Origin of the sequence: Microbacterium sp. NPDC056052 (assembly GCF_042266785.1) — a bacterium.
Taxonomy (GTDB): domain Bacteria; phylum Actinomycetota; class Actinomycetes; order Actinomycetales; family Microbacteriaceae; genus Microbacterium.
In genome coordinates, this window is the sequence record NZ_JBHJWV010000009.1 from 1 (window position 1) to 23,893 (window position 23,893).

21 protein-coding genes are annotated in these 23,893 nt (G+C 71.8%); 11 read left to right on the forward strand and 10 right to left on the reverse strand.

Translation table 11 applies throughout. The annotated features are described in order from the left end of the window. Positions 1-17: 17 nt before the first annotated feature. The 3 genes from ACFC1J_RS16395 to ACFC1J_RS16405 form a co-directional block, all read right to left on the reverse strand. Positions 18-371 carry a hypothetical protein gene (locus tag ACFC1J_RS16395; RefSeq protein WP_375908398.1) on the reverse strand — a complete coding sequence of 118 codons (354 nt, stop codon included), beginning with the start codon at positions 369-371 and terminating at the stop codon, positions 18-20. A gap of 426 nt (positions 372-797) precedes the next feature. Then, positions 798-1,475, reverse strand: coding sequence for an alpha/beta hydrolase (locus ACFC1J_RS16400; protein WP_375908401.1), 678 nt, complete (start codon positions 1,473-1,475; stop codon positions 798-800). A 71-nt stretch (positions 1,476-1,546) separates the two neighbouring features. After that, complete coding sequence (locus ACFC1J_RS16405; RefSeq protein ID WP_375908403.1) at positions 1,547-2,782, reverse strand: trans-sulfuration enzyme family protein; 1,236 nt, start codon at positions 2,780-2,782, stop codon at positions 1,547-1,549. Between the two features lie 76 nt (positions 2,783-2,858). Between ACFC1J_RS16405 and ACFC1J_RS16410 the strand changes: the two genes are divergently transcribed. Further along, a complete protein-coding gene (locus tag ACFC1J_RS16410; RefSeq protein WP_375908406.1) occupies positions 2,859-3,287 on the forward strand; it encodes an Lrp/AsnC family transcriptional regulator in 429 nt (142 codons plus the stop codon). Positions 3,288-3,320: 33 nt separating this feature from the next. Here ACFC1J_RS16410 and ACFC1J_RS16415 read toward each other — a convergent pair whose 3' ends face one another. Next, positions 3,321-4,736, reverse strand: a complete 1,416-nt coding sequence (locus ACFC1J_RS16415) for an aldehyde dehydrogenase family protein (RefSeq protein WP_375908409.1) — start codon at positions 4,734-4,736, stop codon at positions 3,321-3,323. Continuing rightward, complete coding sequence (locus tag ACFC1J_RS16420; RefSeq protein ID WP_375908411.1) at positions 4,733-5,788, reverse strand: homoserine dehydrogenase; 1,056 nt, start codon at positions 5,786-5,788, stop codon at positions 4,733-4,735. Before ACFC1J_RS16420 ends, ACFC1J_RS16415 begins: the two co-directional genes overlap by 4 nt. A gap of 290 nt (positions 5,789-6,078) precedes the next feature. On the opposite strand from ACFC1J_RS16420, the gene ACFC1J_RS16425 reads away from it, so the two are divergent. The 3 genes from ACFC1J_RS16425 to ACFC1J_RS16435 all read left to right on the forward strand — a co-directional run bounded on the left by ACFC1J_RS16425 (position 6,079) and on the right by ACFC1J_RS16435 (position 9,562). Then, complete coding sequence (locus ACFC1J_RS16425; protein WP_375908414.1) at positions 6,079-7,602, forward strand: amino acid permease; 1,524 nt, start codon at positions 6,079-6,081, stop codon at positions 7,600-7,602. Next, positions 7,599-8,726 (forward strand): alanine racemase, encoded by a 1,128-nt coding sequence (gene alr, locus ACFC1J_RS16430; RefSeq protein WP_375908417.1) that lies wholly within the window; start codon positions 7,599-7,601, stop codon positions 8,724-8,726. The genes ACFC1J_RS16425 and alr overlap by 4 nt, the downstream gene beginning before the upstream one ends. Before the next feature lie 83 nt (positions 8,727-8,809). Further along, on the forward strand, positions 8,810-9,562 hold the full coding sequence (locus tag ACFC1J_RS16435) for an IclR family transcriptional regulator C-terminal domain-containing protein (RefSeq protein ID WP_375908420.1): 753 nt from the start codon (positions 8,810-8,812) through the stop codon (positions 9,560-9,562). On the opposite strand, the gene ACFC1J_RS16440 is transcribed toward ACFC1J_RS16435, so the two are convergent. After that, positions 9,556-10,365 (reverse strand): IclR family transcriptional regulator, encoded by an 810-nt coding sequence (locus ACFC1J_RS16440; protein WP_375908423.1) that lies wholly within the window; start codon positions 10,363-10,365, stop codon positions 9,556-9,558. The genes ACFC1J_RS16435 and ACFC1J_RS16440 overlap by 7 nt on opposite strands. A 73-nt stretch (positions 10,366-10,438) precedes the next feature. Here ACFC1J_RS16440 and mmuM point away from each other — a divergent pair, with 73 nt between their 5' ends. The 7 genes from mmuM to ACFC1J_RS16475 all read left to right on the forward strand — a co-directional run bounded on the left by mmuM (position 10,439) and on the right by ACFC1J_RS16475 (position 17,537). Continuing rightward, positions 10,439-11,356, forward strand: a complete 918-nt coding sequence (gene mmuM, locus ACFC1J_RS16445) for a homocysteine S-methyltransferase (protein WP_375908426.1) — start codon at positions 10,439-10,441, stop codon at positions 11,354-11,356. 95 nt (positions 11,357-11,451) lie between these two features. After that, complete coding sequence (locus ACFC1J_RS16450; protein ID WP_375908428.1) at positions 11,452-12,225, forward strand: response regulator transcription factor; 774 nt, start codon at positions 11,452-11,454, stop codon at positions 12,223-12,225. Further along, a complete protein-coding gene (locus ACFC1J_RS16455; protein ID WP_375908431.1) occupies positions 12,222-13,790 on the forward strand; it encodes a sensor histidine kinase in 1,569 nt (522 codons plus the stop codon). The genes ACFC1J_RS16450 and ACFC1J_RS16455 overlap by 4 nt, the downstream gene beginning before the upstream one ends. Continuing rightward, positions 13,787-15,289 (forward strand): L-serine ammonia-lyase, iron-sulfur-dependent, subunit alpha, encoded by a 1,503-nt coding sequence (locus tag ACFC1J_RS16460; RefSeq protein WP_375908434.1) that lies wholly within the window; start codon positions 13,787-13,789, stop codon positions 15,287-15,289. The genes ACFC1J_RS16455 and ACFC1J_RS16460 overlap by 4 nt, the downstream gene beginning before the upstream one ends. A 42-nt stretch (positions 15,290-15,331) precedes the next feature. After that, entirely contained in the window at positions 15,332-15,919 is a 588-nt protein-coding gene (locus ACFC1J_RS16465; protein WP_375908437.1) for a TetR family transcriptional regulator, read from the forward strand. 113 nt (positions 15,920-16,032) lie between these two features. Continuing rightward, a complete protein-coding gene (locus ACFC1J_RS16470) occupies positions 16,033-16,806 on the forward strand; it encodes an ABC transporter ATP-binding protein (protein WP_375908440.1) in 774 nt (257 codons plus the stop codon). Then, positions 16,803-17,537 carry an ABC transporter permease gene (locus ACFC1J_RS16475; RefSeq protein ID WP_375908443.1) on the forward strand — a complete coding sequence of 245 codons (735 nt, stop codon included), beginning with the start codon at positions 16,803-16,805 and terminating at the stop codon, positions 17,535-17,537. The genes ACFC1J_RS16470 and ACFC1J_RS16475 overlap by 4 nt, the downstream gene beginning before the upstream one ends. A gap of 13 nt (positions 17,538-17,550) precedes the next feature. On the opposite strand, the gene hrpB is transcribed toward ACFC1J_RS16475, so the two are convergent. From hrpB to ACFC1J_RS16495, 4 genes are all read right to left on the reverse strand, one after another. Then, positions 17,551-20,127, reverse strand: a complete 2,577-nt coding sequence (gene hrpB, locus ACFC1J_RS16480) for an ATP-dependent helicase HrpB (protein ID WP_375908445.1) — start codon at positions 20,125-20,127, stop codon at positions 17,551-17,553. Between the two features lie 72 nt (positions 20,128-20,199). Next, entirely contained in the window at positions 20,200-21,822 is a 1,623-nt protein-coding gene (locus tag ACFC1J_RS16485; RefSeq protein WP_375908448.1) for an SPFH domain-containing protein, read from the reverse strand. A 176-nt stretch (positions 21,823-21,998) separates the two neighbouring features. Next, a complete protein-coding gene (locus ACFC1J_RS16490) occupies positions 21,999-23,345 on the reverse strand; it encodes a DUF222 domain-containing protein (protein ID WP_375908451.1) in 1,347 nt (448 codons plus the stop codon). A 109-nt stretch (positions 23,346-23,454) separates the two neighbouring features. Then, positions 23,455-23,883, reverse strand: a complete 429-nt coding sequence (locus ACFC1J_RS16495) for a MarR family winged helix-turn-helix transcriptional regulator (RefSeq protein ID WP_292719696.1) — start codon at positions 23,881-23,883, stop codon at positions 23,455-23,457. Between the last annotated feature and the right edge of the window lie 10 nt (positions 23,884-23,893).

Here is a 23,893-nt window from a genome sequence, read left to right on the forward strand (position 1 = left end):
GGCTCGACTACTACAACCTAGAACGAGCCCACCTCGGCATCGGAGGCAAGACCCCGATCGACCGCATCAACAACGGTCGAGGTCAGTACAGCTAGGTCGGCGCTCGCGCGCGTGATCTGGTCGCGGCGCCAGGTGAAGATGAGCGTCACGATCGCGATCAGCCCACCGGCGCAGAACAGGATCACTTGTCGCACCGCCGCGATCGCAGCCTGTCGCGCCGCAGTCTCGAGCGGTTCCCCATCCTGCGAATCCATGTCGACAATCAGGGCCGGAAGGAGCCAGAGCGCGATCACGATCGCGCAGATTCCGATCACCACGGCACTGAGGAAAATGGTGGTCCACCACCAGCGTCGAGGGTTCTTGTTCTGCATGGGATCAGTTTGGCGGAAGAGGGGCGATAGCCGCCCGCTGACAAAGCGTGCCGACTCATCAGGCTACGCCGCGATGGAGCGTTCATCATCAAGCCGAACGAGGACAGCAGGGACCAGTGGGGTCCGCTTACGAGGCCGTGCACATGCCGCACATACGAAGCCGCACCGTCCTTCTGTGAGGTGATGGTGCGGCTTGTGTGGGGGCGGGCGGTTGGGGTCCCGCTGTCCGCTTGTGGGCAGGCTGAGCCCGGAGATAGCGCGGGCGGTCCACGGGCGGTCAGGGGGTAGCGTCACGCACCATCCTGTGCGTCGCTACGGTCCGACTGTGCCTCGCCGGAGGCCGCAGGCTTGCGGGCGCTGCGCTGGTCGCTCATGATGCTCCTTCGGTGCTGCTTGGTGCTCTTTCTCGGCCGCGAAGTTCTCCTGTCAAGGCTCCAGAGCCGCAGCCACAGCCTCGATCACCGCGACGAAACCCGCCGGATCCTCCTGGAAGGGCGCATGTCCGGTCGGTACGCGCACGATCTCGGCTCCGGCGCGGGTCGCGAGCAGCTCCTGGAAGGGCGGCGGGACGAGCACGTCCTTCTCGGTGAGGATGTAGGTCGCCGGCTTGTGTCGCCACGCGACGCTGCCGACCTCGTCCTGGAGCGAGGCGAGCGACTGCGGGCGGAACAGGTCGGCCAGCTGCTCTGCGGCCTCGCGCGGGGTTCCCGGTGGGAAGTCGGCGCTCACCATCGCGATGCGCGCCGCGCGGTCCGGTCCCAGGGAGACCTGTCCGCCGTCGACGTGCCAGAGTTCGGGGAGCGCGCCGCCGAGGGCGAAGGCGGCCACGTAGACGAGGTGCTGCACCGCGGGATGATGGCCCGCCTGCGTGATCGGCACGCCTCCGTACGAGTGGCCGACGAGGATCACGGATCGTGTCATCGCGTCGAGCGCGGCGGTGACCGCGGCCGCGTCGGCGTCCAGGCCGGCGGTCGACCCGGTCGAGGGCAGCTCGAGGGCCTCCACCTCCCAGCCCCGCTCACGCAGCAGGGCCACGGCGTCGGCGAATTCCCAGGCGCCCACCCAGGCGCCGTGGACGAGCAGGATGCGGGGGCGATCGGTCATGCGCAACAGCCTGGGCCCGGGCCACGGCCGCCGCTATCCGTAGGATTGCCGAATCGGCGGCGGCCGTGATCTCAGCAGAAGGTGGCGTCGAGCGCCGCGCGCAGATCCGCGAGCAGGTCGTCCGTGTCCTCCAGCCCGACCGACAGGCGCAGGTGGCCCAGCCTGCGGAAGGGCTCGGGGTACGTGGACACGCGCCCGCCCTCGGTCCCCGTGTGCACGATGAGGGAGTCGTCGTGGCCGAGCGAGAAGCCCGAGGTGATCAGACGCAGGTTCGCGACGAAGCGGTTCTGCGTGTCGGGGTCGCCGTCGACCGCGAAGGCGATCATCCCGCCGAACGCGCCGTCGAACTGCCGGGCCGCGAGCTCGTGCTGCGGATGCGAGGGGAGCCCCGGGTAGTAGACGTAGGCGACGCGCGGGTCGTCGTCGAGCAGTTCGGCGATCGCCTGCGCGGAGGCGAGGTGCTGACGCATCCGCAGCGGCAGGGTGACGGATCCGCGCTGGATCTGCCAGGCGTTGAACGGCGAGATGATCCCGCCGACGTCGACCATCGCGTCCGCCTTGATGGGCTCGATCAGCTCGTGCCGGCCGATGACGGCTCCGCCCATGGCGTCGCCGTGTCCGTTGATGAACTTGGTCAGGGAGTGCACCACCAGGTCGGCGCCGTCGCGGAGCGGGCGGTAGAAGGGCGGGGGCGTGTAGGTGGAGTCGACCATGAGGATCGCGCCCGCATCGTGCACGATGTCGGCGATCGCCGCGACGTCGGCCACCTGCGTGGTCGGGTTCGCCATCGCCTCCACGCACACCAGGCGGGTGTTCGGCCGCATCGCCGCCCGCACGGCGTCGTGGTCGGTGATGTCGACGAAGGTCGCCTCGATGCCGTACCGCTGCGGCAGCAGCTCGGTCCACAGCCGCCAGGTCGCCTCGTAGGTCACGTCGCTCACGACCACGTGGTCGCCCACGCGGACGTGCGTGAAGAACACGGCGTGCAGTGCCGCGACCCCCGACGCGAGCGCGACGGCGTCCTCGCCGCCCTCGAGCGCGGCGAGCTTGTCCTGCAGCGCCTGCTGGTTGACGCCCGTGTTGCGCGTGTAAAGACCGGGAGCGGTCGCCGACCAGCTGATGTCGCTCGGATCCTCCGGCAGGAGGTAGGAGTTGGCCATCACGAGCGGCGTTCGCAGGGCCTTGGTCGAGTCGATGTGGACGCCAGCGTGGACGGCGAGGCTCGCGTCGGACAGGGTTGCGGGGCGGGTGCGGTCTGGACGATCCGTCATGGGGTCCTCCTGGGTCTGGGCGATGATCGTGGTCATCGCATCGGCATTACGCTAACGTGTGATATCAGCATCTGCAATTGTCTATATTGCACATGAATGAAGTAGGTGAAGCGTGGATGGGACGGATCACCGCATCCTGGCCGAGCTGACGGCGGACGCCCGCGTCGCCCTCGTGGAGCTCGCGGCCCGGGTGCATCTGTCGCGCAACGCGGTCAAGCAACGGATCGAGCGCATGGAGCGCGACGGCGTGATCGCGGGGTACACCGTGGTGCGCGGTGCCGCGGCGGCGCGGCGAGTGACCGCGATCGTGATGGTCTATCGTGCGGATCGCATGCGCGGTGCGCATGTCGTGACGGCGCTCGAGCGGATCCCGGAGGTGGTGCGCTGCGACATCCTCTCGGGGGAGTTCGACCTCTTCGTCACCGTGCGGGCGGACACCATGGACCGGATCGGGGAGATCTGGGAGATGATCGCCGCCCTGCCCGGAGTCGAGAACACGGTCACGTCGCTCTCGCTCACGCGTGTCATCGACAGGACCTGATCGGCGCCGGGTCCCGCCGGCGCCGATCGCGGGTCAGGTGCTGATGGACACCACCTTGGGCTGGGTCAGCTCCTCATAGGCGAACCGCACGCCTTCGCGGCCCATGCTGCCGTGCTTCGCGCCCCCGAACGGCATGCTGTCGACCCGGTAGTCCGAGGAGTCGTTGATCATCACGCCACCCGCCTCGATCTGCTCGGAGACCCTCAGCGCCCGGGTGAGATCCGCCGTGAAGACCCCGGCGTGCAGGGCGTAGTCGGTCTCGTTCGCCAGGGCGATCGCCTCCTCCTCCGTGTCGAAGGGCGCGAGCGCCACGACGGGGGCGAAGGCCTCGTCCTGCCACAGCGCGCAGGAGTACGGGACGGCGTCGAGGACGGTCGGCCAGTACACCGAGCCCTCGCGGCGGTGCCCGGCGAGCACGCGGGCTCCGACGGAGACCGCCTCGTCGACGAGGCGCTGCGCGCGCTCGGCGGCCTCGGCCGTGATCATCGGGCCGACATCCGTGCGCTCGTCCGTCGGATCGCCGGCGACGAGCTCCCTCGTGCGGGCGACGAAGGCGTCGCGAAAGCGCTCGTGCACCTCGCGCTGCACCAGGATCCGCTGCGCTCCCACGCAGTTCTGGCCCGCGGCCCAGAACGCGCCCGAGACGCAGGCCTCGACCGCCGCAGGGATGTCGGCGTCCGCGAACACCAGGACGGGGGCGTTGCCGCCGAGCTCCATCGCGAGCCGCTTCAGCCCTGCGCTGCGCGCGATGGCCTCGCCGGTCGCGAACCCGCCGGTGAACGAGATCAGCCGGACGTCGTGCGCGGCCACGAGCGCCTGCGCGACCGCAGGGTCGCCGTGGACCGTCGTGATGACCTCTGTCGGGAGGCCGGCTTCGACGAGCAGGGCGACGAGGAACTCCGCGGTGAGCGGGGCGAACGGGGAGGGCTTGAGGATGACGGCGTCCCCCGCGGCGACCGCCGGGCCGAGCTTGTGCGCGACGAGGTTGAGCGGGTCGTTGTAGGGCGTGATCGCGACGATGATGCCGAGCGGCTCCCTGGTGAACCAGCCGCGGCGCTTCTCGGATCCCTCGAAGGCGTCGAACGGGATCACCTCGCCCGCGTGCGATCGCGCCGTCTCGGCGGAGAGGGACAGCGTCGTCACCGCGCGGCGCACCTCCTTGCGCGCCTGCCGGATGGTCTTGCCGGCCTCGCCCACGATGAGCGAGGCCGCCTCGTCCGCCCGTTCGCGGAGCAGACCCGCGGCACGGTCCAGGATCTCGTGCCGGGCGAAGCGGGACAGCGTGCGCGAGACCGCGAAGCCGGTGCGCGCCCGCTGCAGGATCCCTGCCACGTCGCCGGGCGCGCTCTGCCGGACGGATCCGATCGCCCTGCCGTCGAACGGGCTGTGCACGGCCAGCGCCGCCGGTTCCGTCACGTCGTGCGGTACCGCGATGGCGGGCGCGCTCATCGGGTCGCCTCGGCGAGGGCGCGCTGGTGCGCGTCGATCGCGATGATGTCCGAGAGGAGCGCGTATGCGGTCTCCATGCGACCGGCGCCGGGCCCCGAGACGGTCACGGTGCCGAGCAGATCCGTGTCGAAGGACACGGCGTTCATCGGTCCCGAGACGCCGGCCAGCGGATGCGTCGAGGGCAGCGCCACGGGCTCCACCGTCGCGACCACTCCTCCCGCTTCGTCGCGCCGCGCGGTGCCGATCAGCTTCCAGCGCTTGCCTTCGGCGGCCGCTGCGACGATGTCCTCCTGGGTGATGCCGGAGATCCCGCGCCGCTCGACGTCGGCCGTCGTGATGTTCGCGCCGAGGAGCTCGTTGGTGAGGATCACGACCTTCAGCTGCACGTCGGATCCTTCGATGTCGGCCGTCGGATCCGCCTCCGCGTATCCGAGCGCCTGTGCCCCCGCCACGGCATCCGCGAGCGTCATGCCGGTCTCCATCTGCCCCAGCACGTAGTTGCTCGTGCCGTTCAGGATCCCCTGCACGGCCGAGATCCGAAGGCCAGGCAGAGCGTCGGACGCGAACCGCAGCACAGGCGTGCCGCTCATCACGGAGCCCTCGTACTCGAAGCGCACGCCCCGTGCGTCCGCGATGCGGTTGAGCTCGGTGCCGGCGAGCGCGACCGGGCCCTTGTTGGTCGTCGTGACGCTCTTGCCGCTCTCCAGGGCTGCGCGCACGTGCGACACCGCCGGCTCGCCGTCCATCGGGTTGGTGAACGTCGCCTCCACGACGATGTCGGCCGTGGTGCTGCGGATCACGTAGTCGTTCTGCGGCACGGCGACGCCTCCCGGGAGGCCCGCGAAGGTCGCGTCATCGGCCATCCGGAACACGGCGCCGAGGTCGATGCCGTCGGACTGCATGAGCGAGCCGAGGCGCAGGTCGGTGATCGCGACGACGCGCAGCGCGAAGCCGAGCTCGTCGGCGAGCTCCTCTCCGCGAGCGTGGATGATCTCGGCGAGGGCGCGGTTCACGCCGCCGAAGCCGATGAGGGCGAGGTCATGACGATTCACGTCGTGCTCCTTCGATGCTCGGAGGGGGTGGGCAGGTCGCGATCCATCCTGAGCGGGCGGGGTGTCGGTGCGCGCCTGCCCGATCGTCCGAGCGCACTGCCGTTGTGCCCGCCGCGATGACGTTTCGCCCGAAGCGGGGATCAGGGGCGGGCGGGCTCCGCGAACGGTTGTGCCCGCGGACTCCTCGCGGTAATGTCCGGAAACACTGCGTGCGACATCGGCACATTGATGTGGTGATATAGCACGCAGATGTTCGTCTCACCCCTCACACCCTTCGAATGCGAGACATCATGAGCCCACTTCCCGGGGAGAAGGCGCTGCCCAACGCCCTGCCCCACACCACCGCCACCCAGGTACCGCTGCGCCGGCTGCAGCGCTCCATGGACGCGCGACACCTGATCATGATCGCCCTGGGCGGCGTGATCGGATCCGGGCTGTTCCTCAGCTCCGGATACACGATCAGCCAGGCAGGCCCGCTCGGCGCCATCATCGCGTACCTCATCGGCGCGCTCGTGGTCTACCTGGTGATGGCGTGCCTCGGCGAGCTCGCGACCGCGTACCCGGTCTCCGGCGCGTTCCACATCTACGCCGCGCGTTCCATCGGCCCCGCCACGGGCTTCACCACGGCCTGGCTGTACTGGCTGTGCTGGGTGGTGGCGCTCGGATCCGAGTTCACCGCCGCCGGGATACTCATGCAGCGCTGGTTCCCCGGCGTGCAGGTCTGGGGCTGGTGCCTCGTCTTCGCCGCCGTGCTGTTCTCCATCAACGCGATCTCCGCGCGCGTGTTCGGCGAGACCGAGTTCTGGTTCTCGCTCATCAAGGTCGTCGCGATCGTCGCGCTGATCGTGCTCGGCGGGGCGGCGATCTTCGGCTTCACCCCGCTTTCGGACACGCACCCCGGCGCCGTGCTGTTCAGCAACTTCGCGACCCCGCACGGGCTCTTCCCCGGTGGCGTAGGCGGAGTCCTGATGACGTCGCTCGCGGTCTTCTACGCGTTCAGCGGATCCGAGCTGATCGGGGTGGCCGCCGGCGAGACGAAGGACCCGGGCAAGAACATCCCGCGGGCGCTGAAGTCCACGGTGCTGCGTCTGCTGGTCCTGTTCGTGGGGTCGATCACGGTCATCGCCGCGATCCTGCCGTACGACAAGGCGAGCGTCACCAGCAGCCCCTTCGTGGACGTCTTCGCGTATGCCGGAGTGCCTTTCGCGCCGGACATCATGAACTTCGTCATCATCACTGCGCTGCTCTCCGCGGGCAACAGCGGCCTGTTCTCGTGCGCGCGGATGCTGTTCTCGCTGGCGGAGGAGGGGCACGCCCCGCGGTCGTTCACGCGGCTCACCCGTCGCGGGATCCCGATCGTGGCGCTGAGCGTGAGCATGGCCCTCGGCCTGGTCTCGCTGCTGTCCAGCGTCATCGCACCGGCGACCGTGTACCTCGCGCTGGTCTCGATCGCGGGTTTCGCGGTCGTCGCGGTGTGGATGTCGATCGTGGCGTCGCAGTTCTTCCATCGGCGCGCGTTCCTCCGCCGGGGCGGCGATCTGTCGACGCTGCCCTACCGAACGCCGCTCTTCCCCGTCCTGCCGATCGTCGCCTTCGTGCTGCTGCTCATCTCGGTGATCGCGATAGCCTTCGATCCCAATCAGATCGCGGCCCTGTACTTCGGCATCCCCTTCGTCGGCCTCTGCTACCTGTTCTTCTGGTGGCGTTACGGGCGCCGCGGAGCGAAGGCGGCCGTCGTGATCTCCGAGGAGGCGCCGATCGACGTCGGTGAGGATCCGGCTGCGGAGGAGCCGGTCGCAGGCCACCGGCGATGACCCTCGGGCCGGGATGGATCGAGGTCGACGTGGACGCGATCGCGCACAACGTCGAGGTCGTCCGGGAGGCCGTCGGCCCCACCACGCCGTTGTGCGGCGTGGTGAAAGCCGACGCCTACGGGCATGGCGTCGACCTCGTCCTCCCGGTCCTCATGAACGCGGGCGTCACGACGATCGGCGTCACCGCGAACGAGGAGGCGAGCCGCGCCCGCGAGCTCGGATTCCGGGGTCGCATCATGCGGCTGCGCACGGCGCTGCGCGATGAGATCGAGGACGCCGCGTCCGCGGGCGTCGAGGAGTGGGCGGGCGGGATCGCCCACGCGCGTGAGATCGATGCGGCGGCGCGCGCCACGGGGAGGAGGATCCAGGTGCACGTCTCCCTGAACTCGACCGGGCTCAGCCGCGACGGCGTCGACGTCGGCGGCGAACGGGGCAGGGCGGAGCTCGCCGAGATCGGCGGACTCACCGGTCTGCGCCCGATCGGCGTCTGCTCCCACTTCCCCTGTGAGGACGAAGAGGACGTCGCCGCAGGGGCCGAGGTCTTCCGTGTGCAGTCCGCCGAGGCCGTCCGCTTGCTCGGCGGGACGCCCGGCCTCGAGCGGCACTGCGCGACCTCCTTTTCGGCGCTCACGGTCGCGTCATCGAGATTCGACCTCGTGCGCGTGGGGGCGGCGCTGTACGGGGACACAGCGGCTCCCGTGGCAGGACTCCGTCCCGCGCTGCGACTGCTGTCCCGGATCGCCGCGATCAACACCTACCCCGCCGGCAGCACGGTCGGCTACGACCGCGCCCATCGGATCCCTCACACGGCACGTCTCGCTGTTGTGCCGCTCGGGTATGCGGACGGCTTCCACCGGGTGCTCGGCGGGCGCGCTCATACGCTGGTACGGGGGCAGCGGGTCCCCGTCGTCGACAGACTCGCCATGAATTCCCTGGTGCTCGACGTCACCGCTGTTCCCGAGGCCCGGATCGGAGACGAGGTCGTCCTGGCGGGCGAACAGGACGGCGGTGCCATCCTGGCGCGGGACCTCGAGGAGGCATCGGGGCAGATCGCCGCCGATCTGTACACCGCATGGGGTCGCCTCCTCCCTCGGCGCGCACGAGCGGGGTGGGTGTCATCATGATCGCGAAGGTGCCGGATAGGCTGGCCGGACCCGGATCCGGATCAGCCGTCTCCGGAGAATGGCGCAGGAACCGGGGAGGCAGGATGTCGGCTCCCTCGTCGTTGTCGCAGGGCCTCGCGCTGCTCGGGTCGGTCGTCGTGCGCGAACAGGCAGGGCGGTCCGGGTACAACGCCTCCCGTCTCGCCGATGCCACCGGGATCGAACGCAGCCGCGTGTCGCGCCTCACCCAGGAACTGCGCGCGCTGCGCTTCCTGCAGCGCGACGAGGATGCGGTCCTCCGTGCCGGCGACGCCTACTTCGGTATCGCGGCCGCCCTCGACGCCCCCTGGCTGAGGGCCGCACGGCAGGAACTGCGGACGCTGGCATCGACGTTGCGCATGACGGCGCGCGTCTGCGCCGCGGATGGTGCGGCGGCGCTCGTGCTGCGCGCCGAGGCGGGCATCGGCGCCACGGACCTGTCCACCCGATACGGGACGGTCACCCCGATCTGGGGCACCGGCGCCGGCCGCGCGCTGCTCTGGGATCACTCCCCGGAACAGCTCGCCGAGCTACTCCAGGACGTGCAGTTCGTCGGAGTCGGGGGCCCTGCGGCGGCACGGACGACCGGTGAGGTGCAGGCTCTCCTCGAACGCGACAGGGCTGCCGGCGTGATCTCCGCCGTGGACGAGTACGCGGAAGGCGTCGCCGAGTTCGCGCTGCCGGTGTTCGGGCGCTCCGGGATCGTGGCGTCGATCGCGATCAGCGGTGCCCCTCAGAGCTCTCGCCGCACGCGTGCGGCGCTGACCGCCCTCGGCGAGGTCCGCGACCGGCTCAGCGCATCCGCGAGCGGTCAGTGAGTCCCGTGCGCACCCCGGCGTCGGCCGGGTGCTCCGAGTGCAGCCGAAAGGGCCTCCGCGGCCGCGACGCAGGCCGCCGCGAGCTCCGTCGTGCGCGGTTGCAGCGTCTCTCGCTCGCCGACGACCTGGACGGCGGCCGCAGCCTCGCCCCGGAAGTCCCACACGGGTGCCGACACGGAGTAGAGGCCGGGCTCGGCCTCCTGATCCACGATCGCGTATCCGCGCTCCCTGGCCTTCCGGAGGCGACCGAGGAAGTCCTCCACCGACGCGGGCACGTTCGGACCGGGGCTGGTGAACGAGGTATGGGCGAACACCGTGCGCACCTCGTCGTCGCTCGCGTCCCACAGCACGGCCTGACCCGCGTCGCTGCAGAACGCGGGGTAGGCGCGCCCGATCCAGGACCCGATCATGCGCGATCCCGTAGGGATGCTCTCCACGATCGTCAGCGTGCTGTCGCCCTGGAGGATGCCGAGGAAGCACGCCTCGCCCACCGACGACGCCAGCTCGTCGAGCACCTCGAGCCCCGTGGTGCGCATCCGTCGGCCGGTCAGATCCTGCGCCGCCGCGTACCAGCCCCAGCTGAGGCGGTAACGGTGATCGTCGCCGCGCACCACCAGGCGCTGGTCCGCGAGCGCGGACAGCGTGCGGGAGACCTGCGAGCGCTCGCGGCCGAGAGCGTGCGCGACATCCTGGACCGTGGCGCCGGCGGGGGAGTCGGGCAGGAGCTCGGCGAGTGCGGAGAGGACGTCGAAGCCGCGGCCCATGCTGGTCCTGACCTGGGCGAGATCTTCGGCGGTCGGCATGGCATGAGCGTACTCGACCGCCGTACCCGGTCTCGCGCGGATCCCGGCCGGACGACGAGGGAGCGATGACGCGATGAGCACTGCAGTGCCTGCGAGCAGCGCGGAGCGGATGCCGCCCGTGACCATCCTGGACGGCGGCCTGTCGACGGCCTTGGAGCAGCAGGGGGCCGTCGTGGACGGTGCACTGTGGACCGCACGACTGCTCGCGGACGAGCCGGAGCGGATCGCCCGGGCGCACCGCGACTTCTTCGAGGCAGGGGCGGATGTCGCGACCACCGCGACGTATCAGGCCAGCGAGCGCGGGTTCCTCGCCGCGGGATTCGGTGACGACCAGGCCCGTGCCCTGATCCGCCGGGGGGTGACGATCGCGTGCGATGCGCGCGACGAACTCGTGTCGGTCCGACCCGGGCTGCGGGTCGCTGCGTCCGTCGGCCCGTACGGCGCCGTGCTCGGCGACGGCTCGGAGTATCGCGGCGGATACGGCATCTCCGCGGCCCGGCTGCGGGACTTCCACGGTCCGCGGCTGGAGCTGCTCGCGGAGGCCGGACCCGACCTGTTCGCCGTGGAGACGATCCCGGATGTCGAGGAGGCGGTCGTGCTGGTCGCCCTGCTCGACGACATCGGGCTTCCGGCGTGGTTCAGCTACTCGGTGCGCGGGACGGTCACCTGCGCCGGTCAGCCGCTCACCGATGCCTACGCCGCTCTCGCGGATTCGTCTGTCCTTATCGCCGCGGGGGTCAACTGCTCGGATCAGGCGGACGTGCTCGGTGCGATCACGACGTCGGCGCAGGTCACAGGACTTCCCGGTGTCGCGTACCCGAACCGTGGCGGCCTCTGGGACAGCGCCACCAAGACCTGGTCGCGGGCGCACGCGGTCGACCACGCCCTGATCGAGGGATGGGCCGCCGCCGGCGCCCGCTACATCGGCGGCTGCTGCGGATACGGCCCGGCGGACATCGCCGGCCTCGCGAAGGCCTTAGGCGACTCATAGACGATCCACGGACGGAGTCCCGCGGGATGGCCGAAGATGGGTCCATGTCCGGCGGAGCACGCGGCACCGGGGAAACGAAAAGGGGAGGGGCGATCATGACAGACGACCCGCAGCAGCAGGTCGCGGCACTGCCCCTCGGCCTGCCGCCGATCGTGCGGGCCGACGGATCGGCCGCCAGAGCGCTCGTGGTCGACGACGAGCAGGCGCTCGCCGCGGCGGTGGGCGGATCGCTCCGGGCCGACGGCTGGGAGGTGCGGGTCGAGCACCGCGGGCGCAGCGCCCTCATCGCCGTGCGCGAGTTCCAGCCCGACGTGGTCGTGCTCGACGTCATGATGCCGGACATCGACGGGCTCGACACCCTCGAGCGGATCCGCGCGATCCGACCCGAGATCCGGGTGCTGTTCCTCACCGCCCTGGACAGTCACGACGACCGCATCGCGGGACTCCGCGCGGGCGGCGACGACTACCTCACGAAGCCCTTCGCGATCGCCGAGCTGCAGGCGAGGGTGCGGGTGCTCGCCCGCACCGCCGCGGCGATCGCGCGGCCGGCCGAGTCGCAGCTGCGCGTCGGCGACCTCGCGGTGGACAAGGCGGAGGCCACGGCCGAGCTCGGCGGAACCTCGCTCGAGCTGACCCCCACGGAGTTCGAGCTGCTGCTCCTGCTCGCCAACAACGCCGGGCGGGTGCTCCGCCGCGCGCAGATCCTCGAGGCGGTCTGGGGCTACGACTTCGGCACCGAGTCGAACCTGGTCGAGGTGTACGTGTCGAGCCTGCGCCGCAAACTCGCGGGGTCCGCCGCGCTGAGTCTGGAGACCGTGCGGCTGGTGGGATACGTGCTGCGCGTCGCGGATCCCGAGTCAGGCGCATGAGGCGCCCCCGCAGCCTGCGCCTGCAGGTGGTGCTCATCGCCTCGGCCCTCGTGGCGGCCGTGAGCATCGTCGTCGGCGTGGTCGCGGTGCTCTCGCTGCACGACTCCATGCTGAGCCAGGTCGACGCGCGCCTGAACGGTGCGGCGGCGCGCGGCGCCGACATCGCCGGTGGGCGGGGCCCCGGACCGGCGCCGGGCACGACGTCGCCGACCGGCCCCGGATCCACCCCGGCTCCCACGCCGCCCGCGCGCCCCAGCCGCAATGACGTGGTCGGTGCTCCCGGCCAGTCCGCCGGCACGATCACCGCGATCTTCCGCGACGGACGGTTCGAGATCGGCGGGTGGATCGCCTCGGACGGGTCGCGGCACGATCTCACCGCCGCGCAGAAGAAGCTCCTCGCCGGGCGCCTTCCCACCGGATCCGCGGATCGCACGGCGCCCGTCACACTCGACCTCGGTGGCGCGCTCGGCGACTACCGCGTCGCAGGGCGCACCACGCCCAGCGGTGCGGGCGTGGTCACGGCGCTGCCGCTCGATTCCGTCACGGCGGTGACCGGGCGGCTGACGCTCGTGGTCGCACTGGTCGGCCTCGCCTGCATCGTGCTCGCGATCGCGGCCGCCGCCGTGGCGATGGGGCGGGCGCTGCGTCCGCTGCGCCGCGTCGCGCACACCGCGGCGGCCGTCACCTCGGTGCCGCTGGGCCGGGGCGAGGTGCGGCTCGCCGAGCGGGTCGACGCGCGCGACATCGCCTCCACCGCCGAGGTCGGCCAGGTCGGCGCGGCTCTGAACGACATGCTCGACCACGTCGAGAGCGCCCTCGCCCAGCGCGAGGCCAGCGAATCGACCATGCGGCGCTTCGTCGCCGACGCCAGCCACGAGCTGCGCACCCCGCTCGCCACGATCCGCGCCTATGCGCAGCTCTCCGATCGTGCCGACGCGGAGGAGCCCGAGATCCGCGGCAATGCCGCGCTCATCGACATCGAGGGGGTGCGGATGGGCGCGCTCATCGATCAGCTGCTCCTGCTCGCGCGCCTCGACGCCCTGCCGGCCCTCGCCCAGGACGAGGTCGATCTGCGGCTGCTGCTCGCGGAGGCCGTGCTCGCCGCGCGTCTCGCCGGGCCCGATCACGTCTGGATCCTGGAGCTCGGCGAGGATTCCGCTCTCGTCCGCGGCGATGCCGGGGATCTGCGCCGCGTGGTGGACAACTTGCTCGGCAACGCGCGCGTGCACACGCCGGAGGGGACAACGGTGCGCGTGCGGCTCGACGAGGTGCGTACGGGCGAGGGAGTCGGATCCGTGCGCCTCACCGTCTCGGACGACGGGCCGGGGCTGCCCGAGGCCGTCCGCGAGACCGTGTTCGAGCGCTTCGCCCGCGGGGAGACGTCGCGTTCGCGCGAGAGCGGCGGCACCGGCCTCGGTATGGCGATCGCCCGCGCCGTGGTCGAGGCCCACGGCGGAACGATCGCCGTGGGGCGCGGGCCCGGTGCGGCATTCGTCGTGACGCTGCCGGTCGCGGAGCCCGGCGCGGATCCGGATGCGGCCCGGCGGATTACGCTGGAGGGGTGACTGCGTACGTCTCGGCCTTCGACCTGTTCTCCATCGGTGTAGGACCGTCGAGCTCCCATACTGTGGGCCCGATGCGCGCCGGCGTCGACTTCGCCGCCCGGCTCGCCGCGAACGGCACGCTCGAGCGGGTGGCGCGCGTCACGTGCTCGCTCTACGGATCCCTCGGTGCGACCGGTCTGGGCCACGGCACGCCCGATGCGGTCGTCGCGGGTCTGCGCGGCCTCACCCCCGAGGCCTGCGACCCCGCCGACGTGCGCCGCGCCTGGGCCGACTGGACCGACGGATCCGCGCTCGCGCTGAACGGCACGCACGATGTGGCCTTCGAGAAGGACGACATCACGTTCGAGCCGCGCACGCGCCTGCCCGGCCATCCCAACGCGATGACCCTGCGGGCGCTCGACGCCGATGGGATCCACCTCGCGCAGGAGACGTACTACTCGATCGGCGGCGGTTTCATCCGCCGCGACGGCGAGGAGCCCGGTCGGGCGCTGGACAAGGCTGCCTTCCCCTTCGCCTACGCGGATGCCGCCTCCCTGCTCGAGCTGTGCGACGAGAACGGGCTGACGATCGCCGAGCTCGCCCGCCGCAACGAGACCGCGTTGCGGAGCGAAGAGGACGTCGCGGCCGGGCTCGATGCGATCTGGAACGCGATGGCCGCGTGCGTCGACGCGGGCCTGCACGCCGAGGGCACGCTGCCCGGCATCCTCAAGGTCAAGCGCCGCGCCGGCGCGATCCGCGAGCAGCTGGACGAGGTCGAGTCCGACGGGCATCCCGCCGTCCCCGGCGAGTGGCTGGGCGCGTTCGCGCTCGCGGTGAACGAGGAGAACGCCGCGGGCGGGCGCGTGGTCACCGCCCCCACCAACGGCGCCGCCGGGATCCTGCCGGCCGTGGCGATGTACTGGTGGCGCTTCCTCGCCGACTCCGGGCTCGGCGCGGGCAATGCGGTCACCCCGTACGGCGAGCTGGTCGGCAGCGCGCTGATGGGGTTCAGCGCCGAGGCGTCGCTCGTCGCCGTCGGCGCGATCGAAGACCCGGACACGCTCGCCGAGGCCAACCGTCGGCGCGGCATCCGCCGCTTCCTGCTCACCGCGACCGCGCTCGGATCCCTGTTCAAGGCGAACGCGTCGATCTCGGGCGCCGAGGGCGGCTGCCAGGCCGAGGTCGGATCCGCGTGCGCGATGGCCGCGGGCGGGCTCACCGCGGTGATGGGCGGCACGAACCGGCAGATCGAGAACGCCGCGGAGATCGCCATGGAGCACCACCTCGGCCTCACCTGCGACCCGATCGGCGGACTCGTGCAGATCCCGTGCATCGAGCGCAACGCGATCGCCGCTTCCACGGCCGTGACCGCGGCCCGCCTCGCGTTGCGCGGCGACGGGCAGCACTACGTCTCGCTCGACGCCGTCGTGGAGACCATGCGACAGACCGGCCTGGACATGTCGACGAAGTACAAGGAGACGAGCGAGGGCGGCCTCGCGGTGAACGTCATCGAGTGCTGAGCTCGGGGCACATGCCGCCGGCACCCGTCGTAGGGTGAGCAGATGAGCACCACGCGTCGCCGCGGGCGCCCCAAGGGGGAGTCCGGATCCCGGGAGCGGATCGTCGTCGCCGCGGAGCACGAGTTCGGCGAGAACGGCTACGACGGCGCCACGATCCGGGCGATCGCCGCGCGCGCGGGCGTCGACTCCGCGCTCGTGCACCACTACTTCGGCGCCAAGGCCGACCTGTTCGCGGAGGTGATCGGCATCCCGCTGCGGCCGGACGTCGACGTCCCGACGATCCTGGAGGGACCCCGCGACGAGGTCGGCCAGCGCGTGGTGCGGTACGTGCTCGAGGCGTTCGAGCGCCCCGACGTGCGGCGGCGCGGAGTGACGATGATCCGCGTCGCGCTCGGATCCAAGGTCATGTCGCCGCCGCTCGTGGGCTTCCTGTCCCGCGAGCTGATCGGGCGGATCACGACGCGTCTCGAGACGCCCGACGCGGCTCTGCGCGCCACTCTCGTGGCGTCGCAGATGGCCGGGTTGATCGTGACCCGGTACGTGGCCCGCCTGCAGCCCATCGCGGATGCGCCGGTCGACGAGCTGGTCGCGCGCGTCGGGCCCACGATCCAGCGCTACCTCTTCGAGTAGGAGCTCAGGGACCGATCCATGGACCGGTCCCTGAGCGAGCGCAGCGAGACGAAGGGCGCTCAACGACCTCATGGACCTTGACCCCCGACACTCGCGGATCCATAATTCATCACATGATGAATAACGCGGTGGTGATCGACGGGCTGCACGTGCGGCGCGGCGGGCACGACGTGTTCGACGGTCTCGCGCTGACGATCCCGCGCGGCGAGGTGACGGGGCTGCTCGGGCCGTCCGGTTGCGGGAAGACCACGCTCATGCGCGCCATCGTCGGCGTGCAGCGGATCCGCTCCGGCGAGGTCACGGTGCTGGGGGAGAAGGCCGGATCCGCCTCCCTGCGCCATCGCGTCGCGTACGGCACGCAGGGCGCCGCGGTGTACTCCGATCTCACGGTGCGGCAGAACCTGCGCTACTTCGCCGCCGTGCTCGGGGTCGGCCACGCCGACGCCGACCGTGTCATGGAGCAGGTCGGGCTGACCCCGTTCACGGGGCAGCGGGTCTCCGCGCTCAGCGGCGGGCAGGCGAACCGGGTGTCGCTCGGGGTCGCGCTGCTGGGATCGCCCGAGCTCGTGGTGCTCGATGAGCCGACCGTGGGACTGGACCCGGTGCTGCGGTCGGAGCTGTGGGATCTGTTCCGCCGGATCGCGGAGGCCGGCACGACGATGCTCGTCTCCAGCCACGTGATGGACGAGGCCCTGCGCTGCGACCGGCTCCTGCTGATGCGCGAGGGGCGGATCGTGTCTGACACGACGCCGGCCGAGCTGCTGGCGGACACGGGCAAGACCGACCCGGAACAGGCGTTCCTCGTGCTCATCGCCCGGGACGAGGCTGCGGATGCCGGCGGCCGTCCGCAGACGCGCCGGGAGCAGCGCGAGGCGGCGGCATCATGAACCCGCGCCGGATGTTCGCGACCGCGGGCCGGGTGCTCACCCAGCTGCGGCACGACCCGCGCTCGATCGCGCTCATGGTGGTCGCGCCGAGCCTGCTGGTCGGTCTCTTCGCCTGGCTGTTCACCGACGCGACCGGTGTGTTCGACAAATTCGGCGGGGCAATCCTCGCCCTGTTCCCGTTCATCGTGATGTTCCTGGTGAGCTCGATCACGACGCTGCGCGAACGGCGCTCCGGCACTCTCGAGCGGCTCATGACCACCCCGCTCGGCAAGGCTGACTTCGTGCTCGGCTACGCGCTCGCATTCGGCCTGATGGCGGTGCTGCAGGCCGTCGTCACGGTCGCGTTCGCCGTCTACGTCTGCGGGCTCACCGTGGACGGTCCGCTCTGGCAGCTCGGGCTCGTCGCGGTCGTGGACGCGCTGCTGGGCACCTCGCTCGGCCTGCTCGCGAGCGCCTTCGCGCAGACCGAGTTCCAGGCCGTGCAGTTCATGCCGGTGCTGGTCTTCCCGCAGATCATCCTGGGCGGGCTGTTCATGCCGCGGGACACCATGCCCGACGTGCTCTACGCGATCTCGGACTGGCTGCCGCTGAGCCATGCGATCGATGCGATCCAGGCGGTGACGGCCGGCACCGACGATGGGGACCTGTGGCGACCGGTGCTGATCGTGGCGGGCTTCGCCGTGGCGTTCCTCGTGCTCGCGCCGCTCACGCTGCGCCGGCGCACGCCCTGATCGCGCGCAGGTCCTAGTCCCGTGCAGACTGGTCGCGCGCGGCGCGGTTCTTGGTGTGCCGGGTCGGTGCGGCCCGCCACGGGTCCTCCGGCCAGGGGTGCTTCGGATAGCGGCCGCGCATCTCGGCCCGCACCTGGGCATAGGGTCCCGACCAGAACGACGCCAGATCGTCGGTGACGGCGAGCGGACGTCCGGCGGGGGAGAGCAGGTGGAAGAGCACGGGGACGCGCCCTCCGGCCAGGCGCGGCGTCTCGGCCCAGCCGAAGCACTCCTGCAGCTTCACCGCCACCACGGGGCGTGCGGCCGGATCGTCGTGCGCCGGATAAGCGATCCGGACGCGTGAGCCGCTCGGCACCTCGAGGCGCTCGGGCGCGAGCGCCTCGAACTCCGTTGCGGCGGGCCAGGGCAGCAGCCGGCGCAGCGCCGGAGCGAGGTCGATCCTCGTCGTCGGAGTGCCGGTCGCGAGCGCGTCGATCTCGGGGCCGAGCCAGTCATCGAGCGCCGCGGTCAGGGCGGTGTCCGACATGTCGGGCCAGGGCGATCCGAGCGCGTGATGCAGCAGGGCGAGCCTGCGGCGCAGCTGATCCGCGGCCTCCGACCAGGCGAACACCTCGATTCCCTGCGCGTGCAGGGCGCGGCGTACCGCGTCGCGCCCCTCGTCGGCGCCCGGCCGGACCGGTGCGGAGGAGCGGACGATCGCGCCGACCCTGCGCTCGCGCCGGGCGGTGACGCGGGAGCCGGCGAACTCCGCCTCCACGCAGTCCGTGATCAGGTGGTCGGCGGCCCGCTCCACCTGCGCCTCGGTGATCGCGGCCGCGGCGCGGATCACGGCCCCGGATCCGTCCGCCACGCGCCCTGAGGCGCGCGCGACGTCGGCGACGGCCAGCCATTCGGCGCCGGCGAGCGGTCCCCGCACGCCGGCGCGGGTTCCCGATGCCAGCAGGAACGTCGCTCCGTCCGCGGTGCGTTCGACCCGCCGGGCCACGTGTGAGGGGAAGGCGAGGGCGATCACGAGCCCCGCATCGTCGACCCCGGCCCGGGCGGGTGCGGACGGCGACGACGGGAGGAAGCGCCGCAGTCGCTCCGCCTCCTGGGCCCAGCGGCGGGCGTCGGGACCCCGGCCGTTCCGCAGGGCGACGATGGCGGCGGTGGTGTCCGCATCCGGGATGCGCAGGTCTCCGCCGAGCAGCGCGACGACCTCCGCCGCCAGCCGGGCGCCCACGAGCCCGCTGCCCTCGATCAGGGCGCGGGCCAGGCGCGGGTCGACGGGGATCCGGGCCAGCGCGCGCCCCTCGGCGGTGGCGTGGCCGTCGGGGTCCGTGGCGCCGAGGTCGTGCAGCACGGACTGCGCCTCGGCGAGGGCATCGGCGGGGAGCGGATCGATCAGCCGCAGCCCCGCTCCGCCGGGCGCGCCCCAGCACGCCAGCAGCAGCGCGGCATCGGCGAGGTCCGCGGTCGCGATCTCGGGTGCGGGCCGGGCCGGCGCCGCCGCGAACGTCCGCTCGTCGAGGCAGCGGATGACGGTGCCGGGCCCCTGGCGGGTGGCGCGGCCGGCACGCTGCACGGCGGAGGAGCGGGCGGACGCGGCCGTCACGAGCCCGCTCATGCCGCGCGCCGTGTCGCGCTGCGGGAACCGGGACAGGCTGCTGTCGACCACGAGGCGCACGCCCGGCACGGTGAGCGACGATTCGGCGAGCGATGTGGTGACGATGATGCGCGGCGCCTCGGAGGAGCCTCGGCCGCGGATCACCGCGTCCTGCTCCGCCGCCGGGATCTGTCCGTGCAGTTCGCGGATGTCGAATGCCGGCCCGTTGTCGCGGAGGCGGCGGGCGATCTCGGCGACCTCGCGAGCTCCCGGCGCGAAGACCAGCACGTCCGCGGAGGGGTCGTCGCGGACCAGGTCCCGTGCGGCCTCCGCCGTCGTGCGTGCCACGTGATCGAGGAAGCCCCGGGTGACACCCCGCGCGTCCAGCCGCGGGACAGGGCTCGGCGCCCAGCGCTCCGTGAGCGGATGCGCGGGGACGGTGTGTTCGACGATCGGCGCGGGCGCGTCGATGCTGCCGATCACGGACGCGATCCGGGCGGCGTCGAGCGTGGCCGACATCGCGACGACCACGAGGTCGTCGCGCAGTTCGCGCACCTCGCCGAGCAGGCCGATCAGGAGGTCCGTCTCGAGGGCGCGCTCGTGTACCTCGTCGATGACGACGGCGTCCACGCCGTCGAGGCCGGGATCGCCGAGCATCCGGCGCAGCAGCACGCCCGCGGTCACGAACTCGACGCGCGTGTCGCGGCTCACGGAGCGCTCGCCGCGGACGGTGAAGCCGACCCTGGTTCCGAGCGGGGATCCGTCGAGCTGCGCGAGCCGGCGTGCGGCCGCGCGGGCCGCGACGCGGCGCGGCTGGGTCACGATCACGCGGCCCGCGGTGCGGGAGGCCAGCAGGGGAGGGACCAGCGTGGTCTTGCCGGTGCCGGGCGGAGCGCTGATGACGGCCGCGGTCCCGGCGTCGAGCGTCGCCGTGACCTCGTCGAGGGCTGCGGCGAAGGACAGCGATGCGCCGATCGCACGCAGGTCGAAGGGCGCGGAGGTCATCCGTCCAGTCTGCCGCGAAACGGGAACGGTGCCCGGACCCCGAGGGATCCGGGCGCCGTTCGTCCGGGAGGGTTACTCCGCGGCCTCGTCGGCCTTCTTCGCGGCGGCGCGGGTCGCGGGCGCGGTCGCGTGCGCCTCCATGCCGCTCACCTGCGCAGCCGGGTGGTGCGCCTCGGACTGGGCGAGGCCCGCGCCGAAGCCACGGCCGACGGCCTGACCCTGGAGGATGCCGGCGAGGTCGAGCCCGGTCGCGGCGTGCACGCTGTCGAACACGCTGCGCAGGGCCTTGGCGCTGTCGCCGCCGACGACGCTCGAGGCGCCGTCCTCGCCGGATCCGCCGATGATCGACACGCTCCCGATCGCGGAGTAGCCCTTGGCGAACTCCGCCATGATCGATGGCAGCACCTCGAGCACCCGCTGCGACAGGAACGCCTCCTGGTTGGACGCGATGGCCTTCGCCTCGGCTTCGACGGCGGCCGCCTTCGCCTCGCCCTCGGCGCGGATCGCGTCGGCCTCGGCTTCGGCGCGCACGCGGCGGGCTGCCGCCTGCGCATCGGCCTGCGCGCGCAGCGAGGTGGCCTCACCGGTGGCCGTGGCGACCGCGGCGGCCGCCTCGCCGTCGGCGCGGGCCTTGTCGGACTGCGCCTGCTGCTCGGCGATGCGGGTGGACGCCTCGGCCTGCTTGACCTGCTCGATCGCGGCGGCCTCGGCGGCGCGCTCGCGGGTGTAGAGCTCGGCCTGGGCGCGGGTCTCCGCCTCGTAGCGCTGGGCGTCGGCGACGCGCTTGACGTCGGCGTCGAGCTGGGCCTGCTTGTTCTCGGCCTGCTGCTGGAGCACCGCCTGCTCGGCCTGCGCGCGGGCGAGCTGCTCCGCCTGCTCGGCCTCGGCGCGGGCCCGCCCGACGCCGGCGGCGGCGTTCGCGGTGTTGGTGTCGAGAGCCGTCTGCTCGACGAGGTTCGCCTCCTGGTTGGAGATGAGCTTCTGGTTGATCGCGCGATCGGCGTTCGTCTGCGCGATCTCGGCCGCCTGGCGCTTCGCCTGGATCTCCGGGGCGCCGAGCGACTGGATGTAGCCGACCTTGTCGGTGATGCCCTTGATCTGGAACGAATCGAGGATCAGGCCCTGCTCGGCGAGCTCCTGCGAGACGTCCGCGGCGATCTGATCGGAGAACTTCTTGCGCTCCCGCATGAGCTCGACGACCGAGAGGGTCGCGACGATGCCGCGGAGCGCGCCCTCGAGCTGCTCGGTGGTGAACTGCTCGATGGCCTTGTCCTGCGACGCGAAGCGCTCGGCGGCGCGGCGCACGAAGAGCGGGTCGGAGCCGATCTTCACGATCGCGACGCCGTCGACGTTGAGCGTGACGCTGTCGAGCGATTGGGCCTCGGCGTTCAGCAGCACCTGGCGGGAGCGCAGGGAGATGATCTCGTGGCGCTGCGTGATCGGGTTGACGAGCGACTTGCCGTTGACGATGACGGTGACCGGAGACTCGGACATCTCGGAGCTCGTGGAGCCGTCCGGCAGCAGGGTGGCGCGCTGCACCTTCTGCTTGCGGCCCGAGATCACGAGCGCCTCGTCGGCGCGGGCGACCTTGATCCAGCTGCGCGCGAGCAGCAGCACCACGAGCAGGACGATGACGACGCCGACGATCGCGGCCCCGATGATGATGAGCAACCCGATGAGGGCGGCGGGGTCCATATGCACTCCTGTGTTCTCCGGTCGCGCCCGATGAGGGCGTCACGAACGACTATGCCAGAAGCTATGAACCGGCCGTGAGGGATGTGGATAGGTTCCGGCGGTCGCCGGGCCCGCCGGCGAGTGGGCGCACCGGCGTGCCCGCGCACCGGACACCGATGCGCCTGGACTCACTGCCCTCAAGCCGCGAGATCGAACCGCGCTCTGCCTCCGAGGCGCGGTGTGCGCTCGGGATCCACGTGCGGCGGCGGGATGAACCACACCCTGCTGTGCTGTCCTTTGCCGTCGATCCGGATTTCCCAGTCATTGTCGTGGATGCGATGGTGACAGCTTTCGCAGAGCAGTATGCCGTTCTCGAGGTCCGTCGGCCCGGCATCGCGCTTCCACCAGCGGATGTGATGCGCCCGGGTCATCGACGGCGGCAGACCGCACATCGCGCACCCGCCGTCGCGTTCGGCGAGGGCGAGACGCTGCGCGGTGGTGAAGAACCGCAGCCGCCGGCCGTAGTCGAGAACCTCGCGATCGGTCCCGAGCACGCAGGGGATGACGCCGCCGCTCGCGGCGAGCTGCCGGGTGGCGGCGATGCTGAGGGGGAGGTCGGATCCGTCGATCGTCGCGTATCCGGTGCCGTCGGTGAGGTCCCGCAGGTCCACGCGCACCACCACGGTCGCGCCGGCCAGCGCGGGCGCCTCGTTCTCGCAGCCGAGGGCGTGCGCGCAGATCGCGCTGAGCGCTTCGGCGCGCAGCGCCGCGACCGTGCGATGAGTCGCATCGGGAGAGTCGGGCGCGAGCTGGTCCTTCTGCGCGGCGAACAGCGCCGACACGTATCCGTTCACCGCGGCGACGATGGGCGCGCCGTGAGCGGCATCGAAGTCGCCGTCGAGGTGGATCCGCCCGTCGCGCTCGTAGATCGACAGCGACTGGCGGTCGCGCTGCACCTGCTCCCTCGGGGCGACGCCGTCCGGATCCAGCCATGCCTCCGCCCGGGTGACCAGCCGCCGCACGTCGTCGTGGGACAGGCCCGCGGCCTTGTCCACGAGCAGGCGTTCGGCCTCCGCGGCCCGCACTGCTCCGATCTTGCAGCGCACCCGCTCGAGCAGGGCGAGGATCACCGCAAACGCCTGCGCGCTCAGCGCCCCCGAGGCGAGCGCCTGCTGCGCGGCCGGGTACTTCGCGGGGACACGATCGCCGACCAGATTCGTGCGGGGCGCCGTGGCTTCTCCGACCTTCACCAGCCGGGAGGCGTCGCCCGTGGTCGCGCCGGTCGTGGTCGCGATGAGCTGCGCGGCGTTGCGGAACCCCTGCTCCTTCGCCAGGGAGTCCGCGCCCAGCTCGGTGCGGGACTCGTGCGCCACGCAGGCGGCGACCTCGGCGAGCATCGCCCCGGACCGGCGATGCAGCAGGCCGAGCGCCTCCGTCACCGCCACGAGCTGCGTGCGGGAGAGGTCACCCGCCTCGCGCGCGCCGTTCCACACCTCATCGAGACGCGTCAGCGCCTCGTGCAGTGGGTCGAGATGTCCGGTCATGCCTTGATTTTACGCCGGATCCCGACGACATTCGAAGCTATCTACGAGATCTGTGGAGAACTTTCCCGCGTCGATGCCTGTGGGGAACGAACGGGCGCAGCCCCAGCGGTCACCGCGCGCGGAGCTTCTCCGTCAGGGCCGTCAGAGTGCGCAGCTCCTCGTCGTCCAGCGCCGACATGCGCTCGGCGATCGAGCGGCCGTGCGCGGTGGCGAGCTGGCGGAACGCGCGCGTTCCGGCTTCGGTCGCGTGCACGAGGGATCCGCGTCCGTCCTCCGGATCAGGGCACTTCTCCAGCAGTCCGCGCGCGACCATGCGGTCGACCAGGCGCGAGACGCTGGGCTGGCTGATCAGCATGTTCGCCGTGACCTCGCGCAGGCGCGCGGTGTGCGACGCGCAGCGGGTGACGGTGAGCAGCACGTCGTACTCCGCGGCCGAGAGGTCGGCGCCGTCGAAGTCGGTGGACATCTCGGTGAAGATCTCGTGCTGGGCGCGGAAGAGGGTCTCCCAGGCTGCCAGGGCCAGCTTCCGATCGCTCATCGCATCAGAA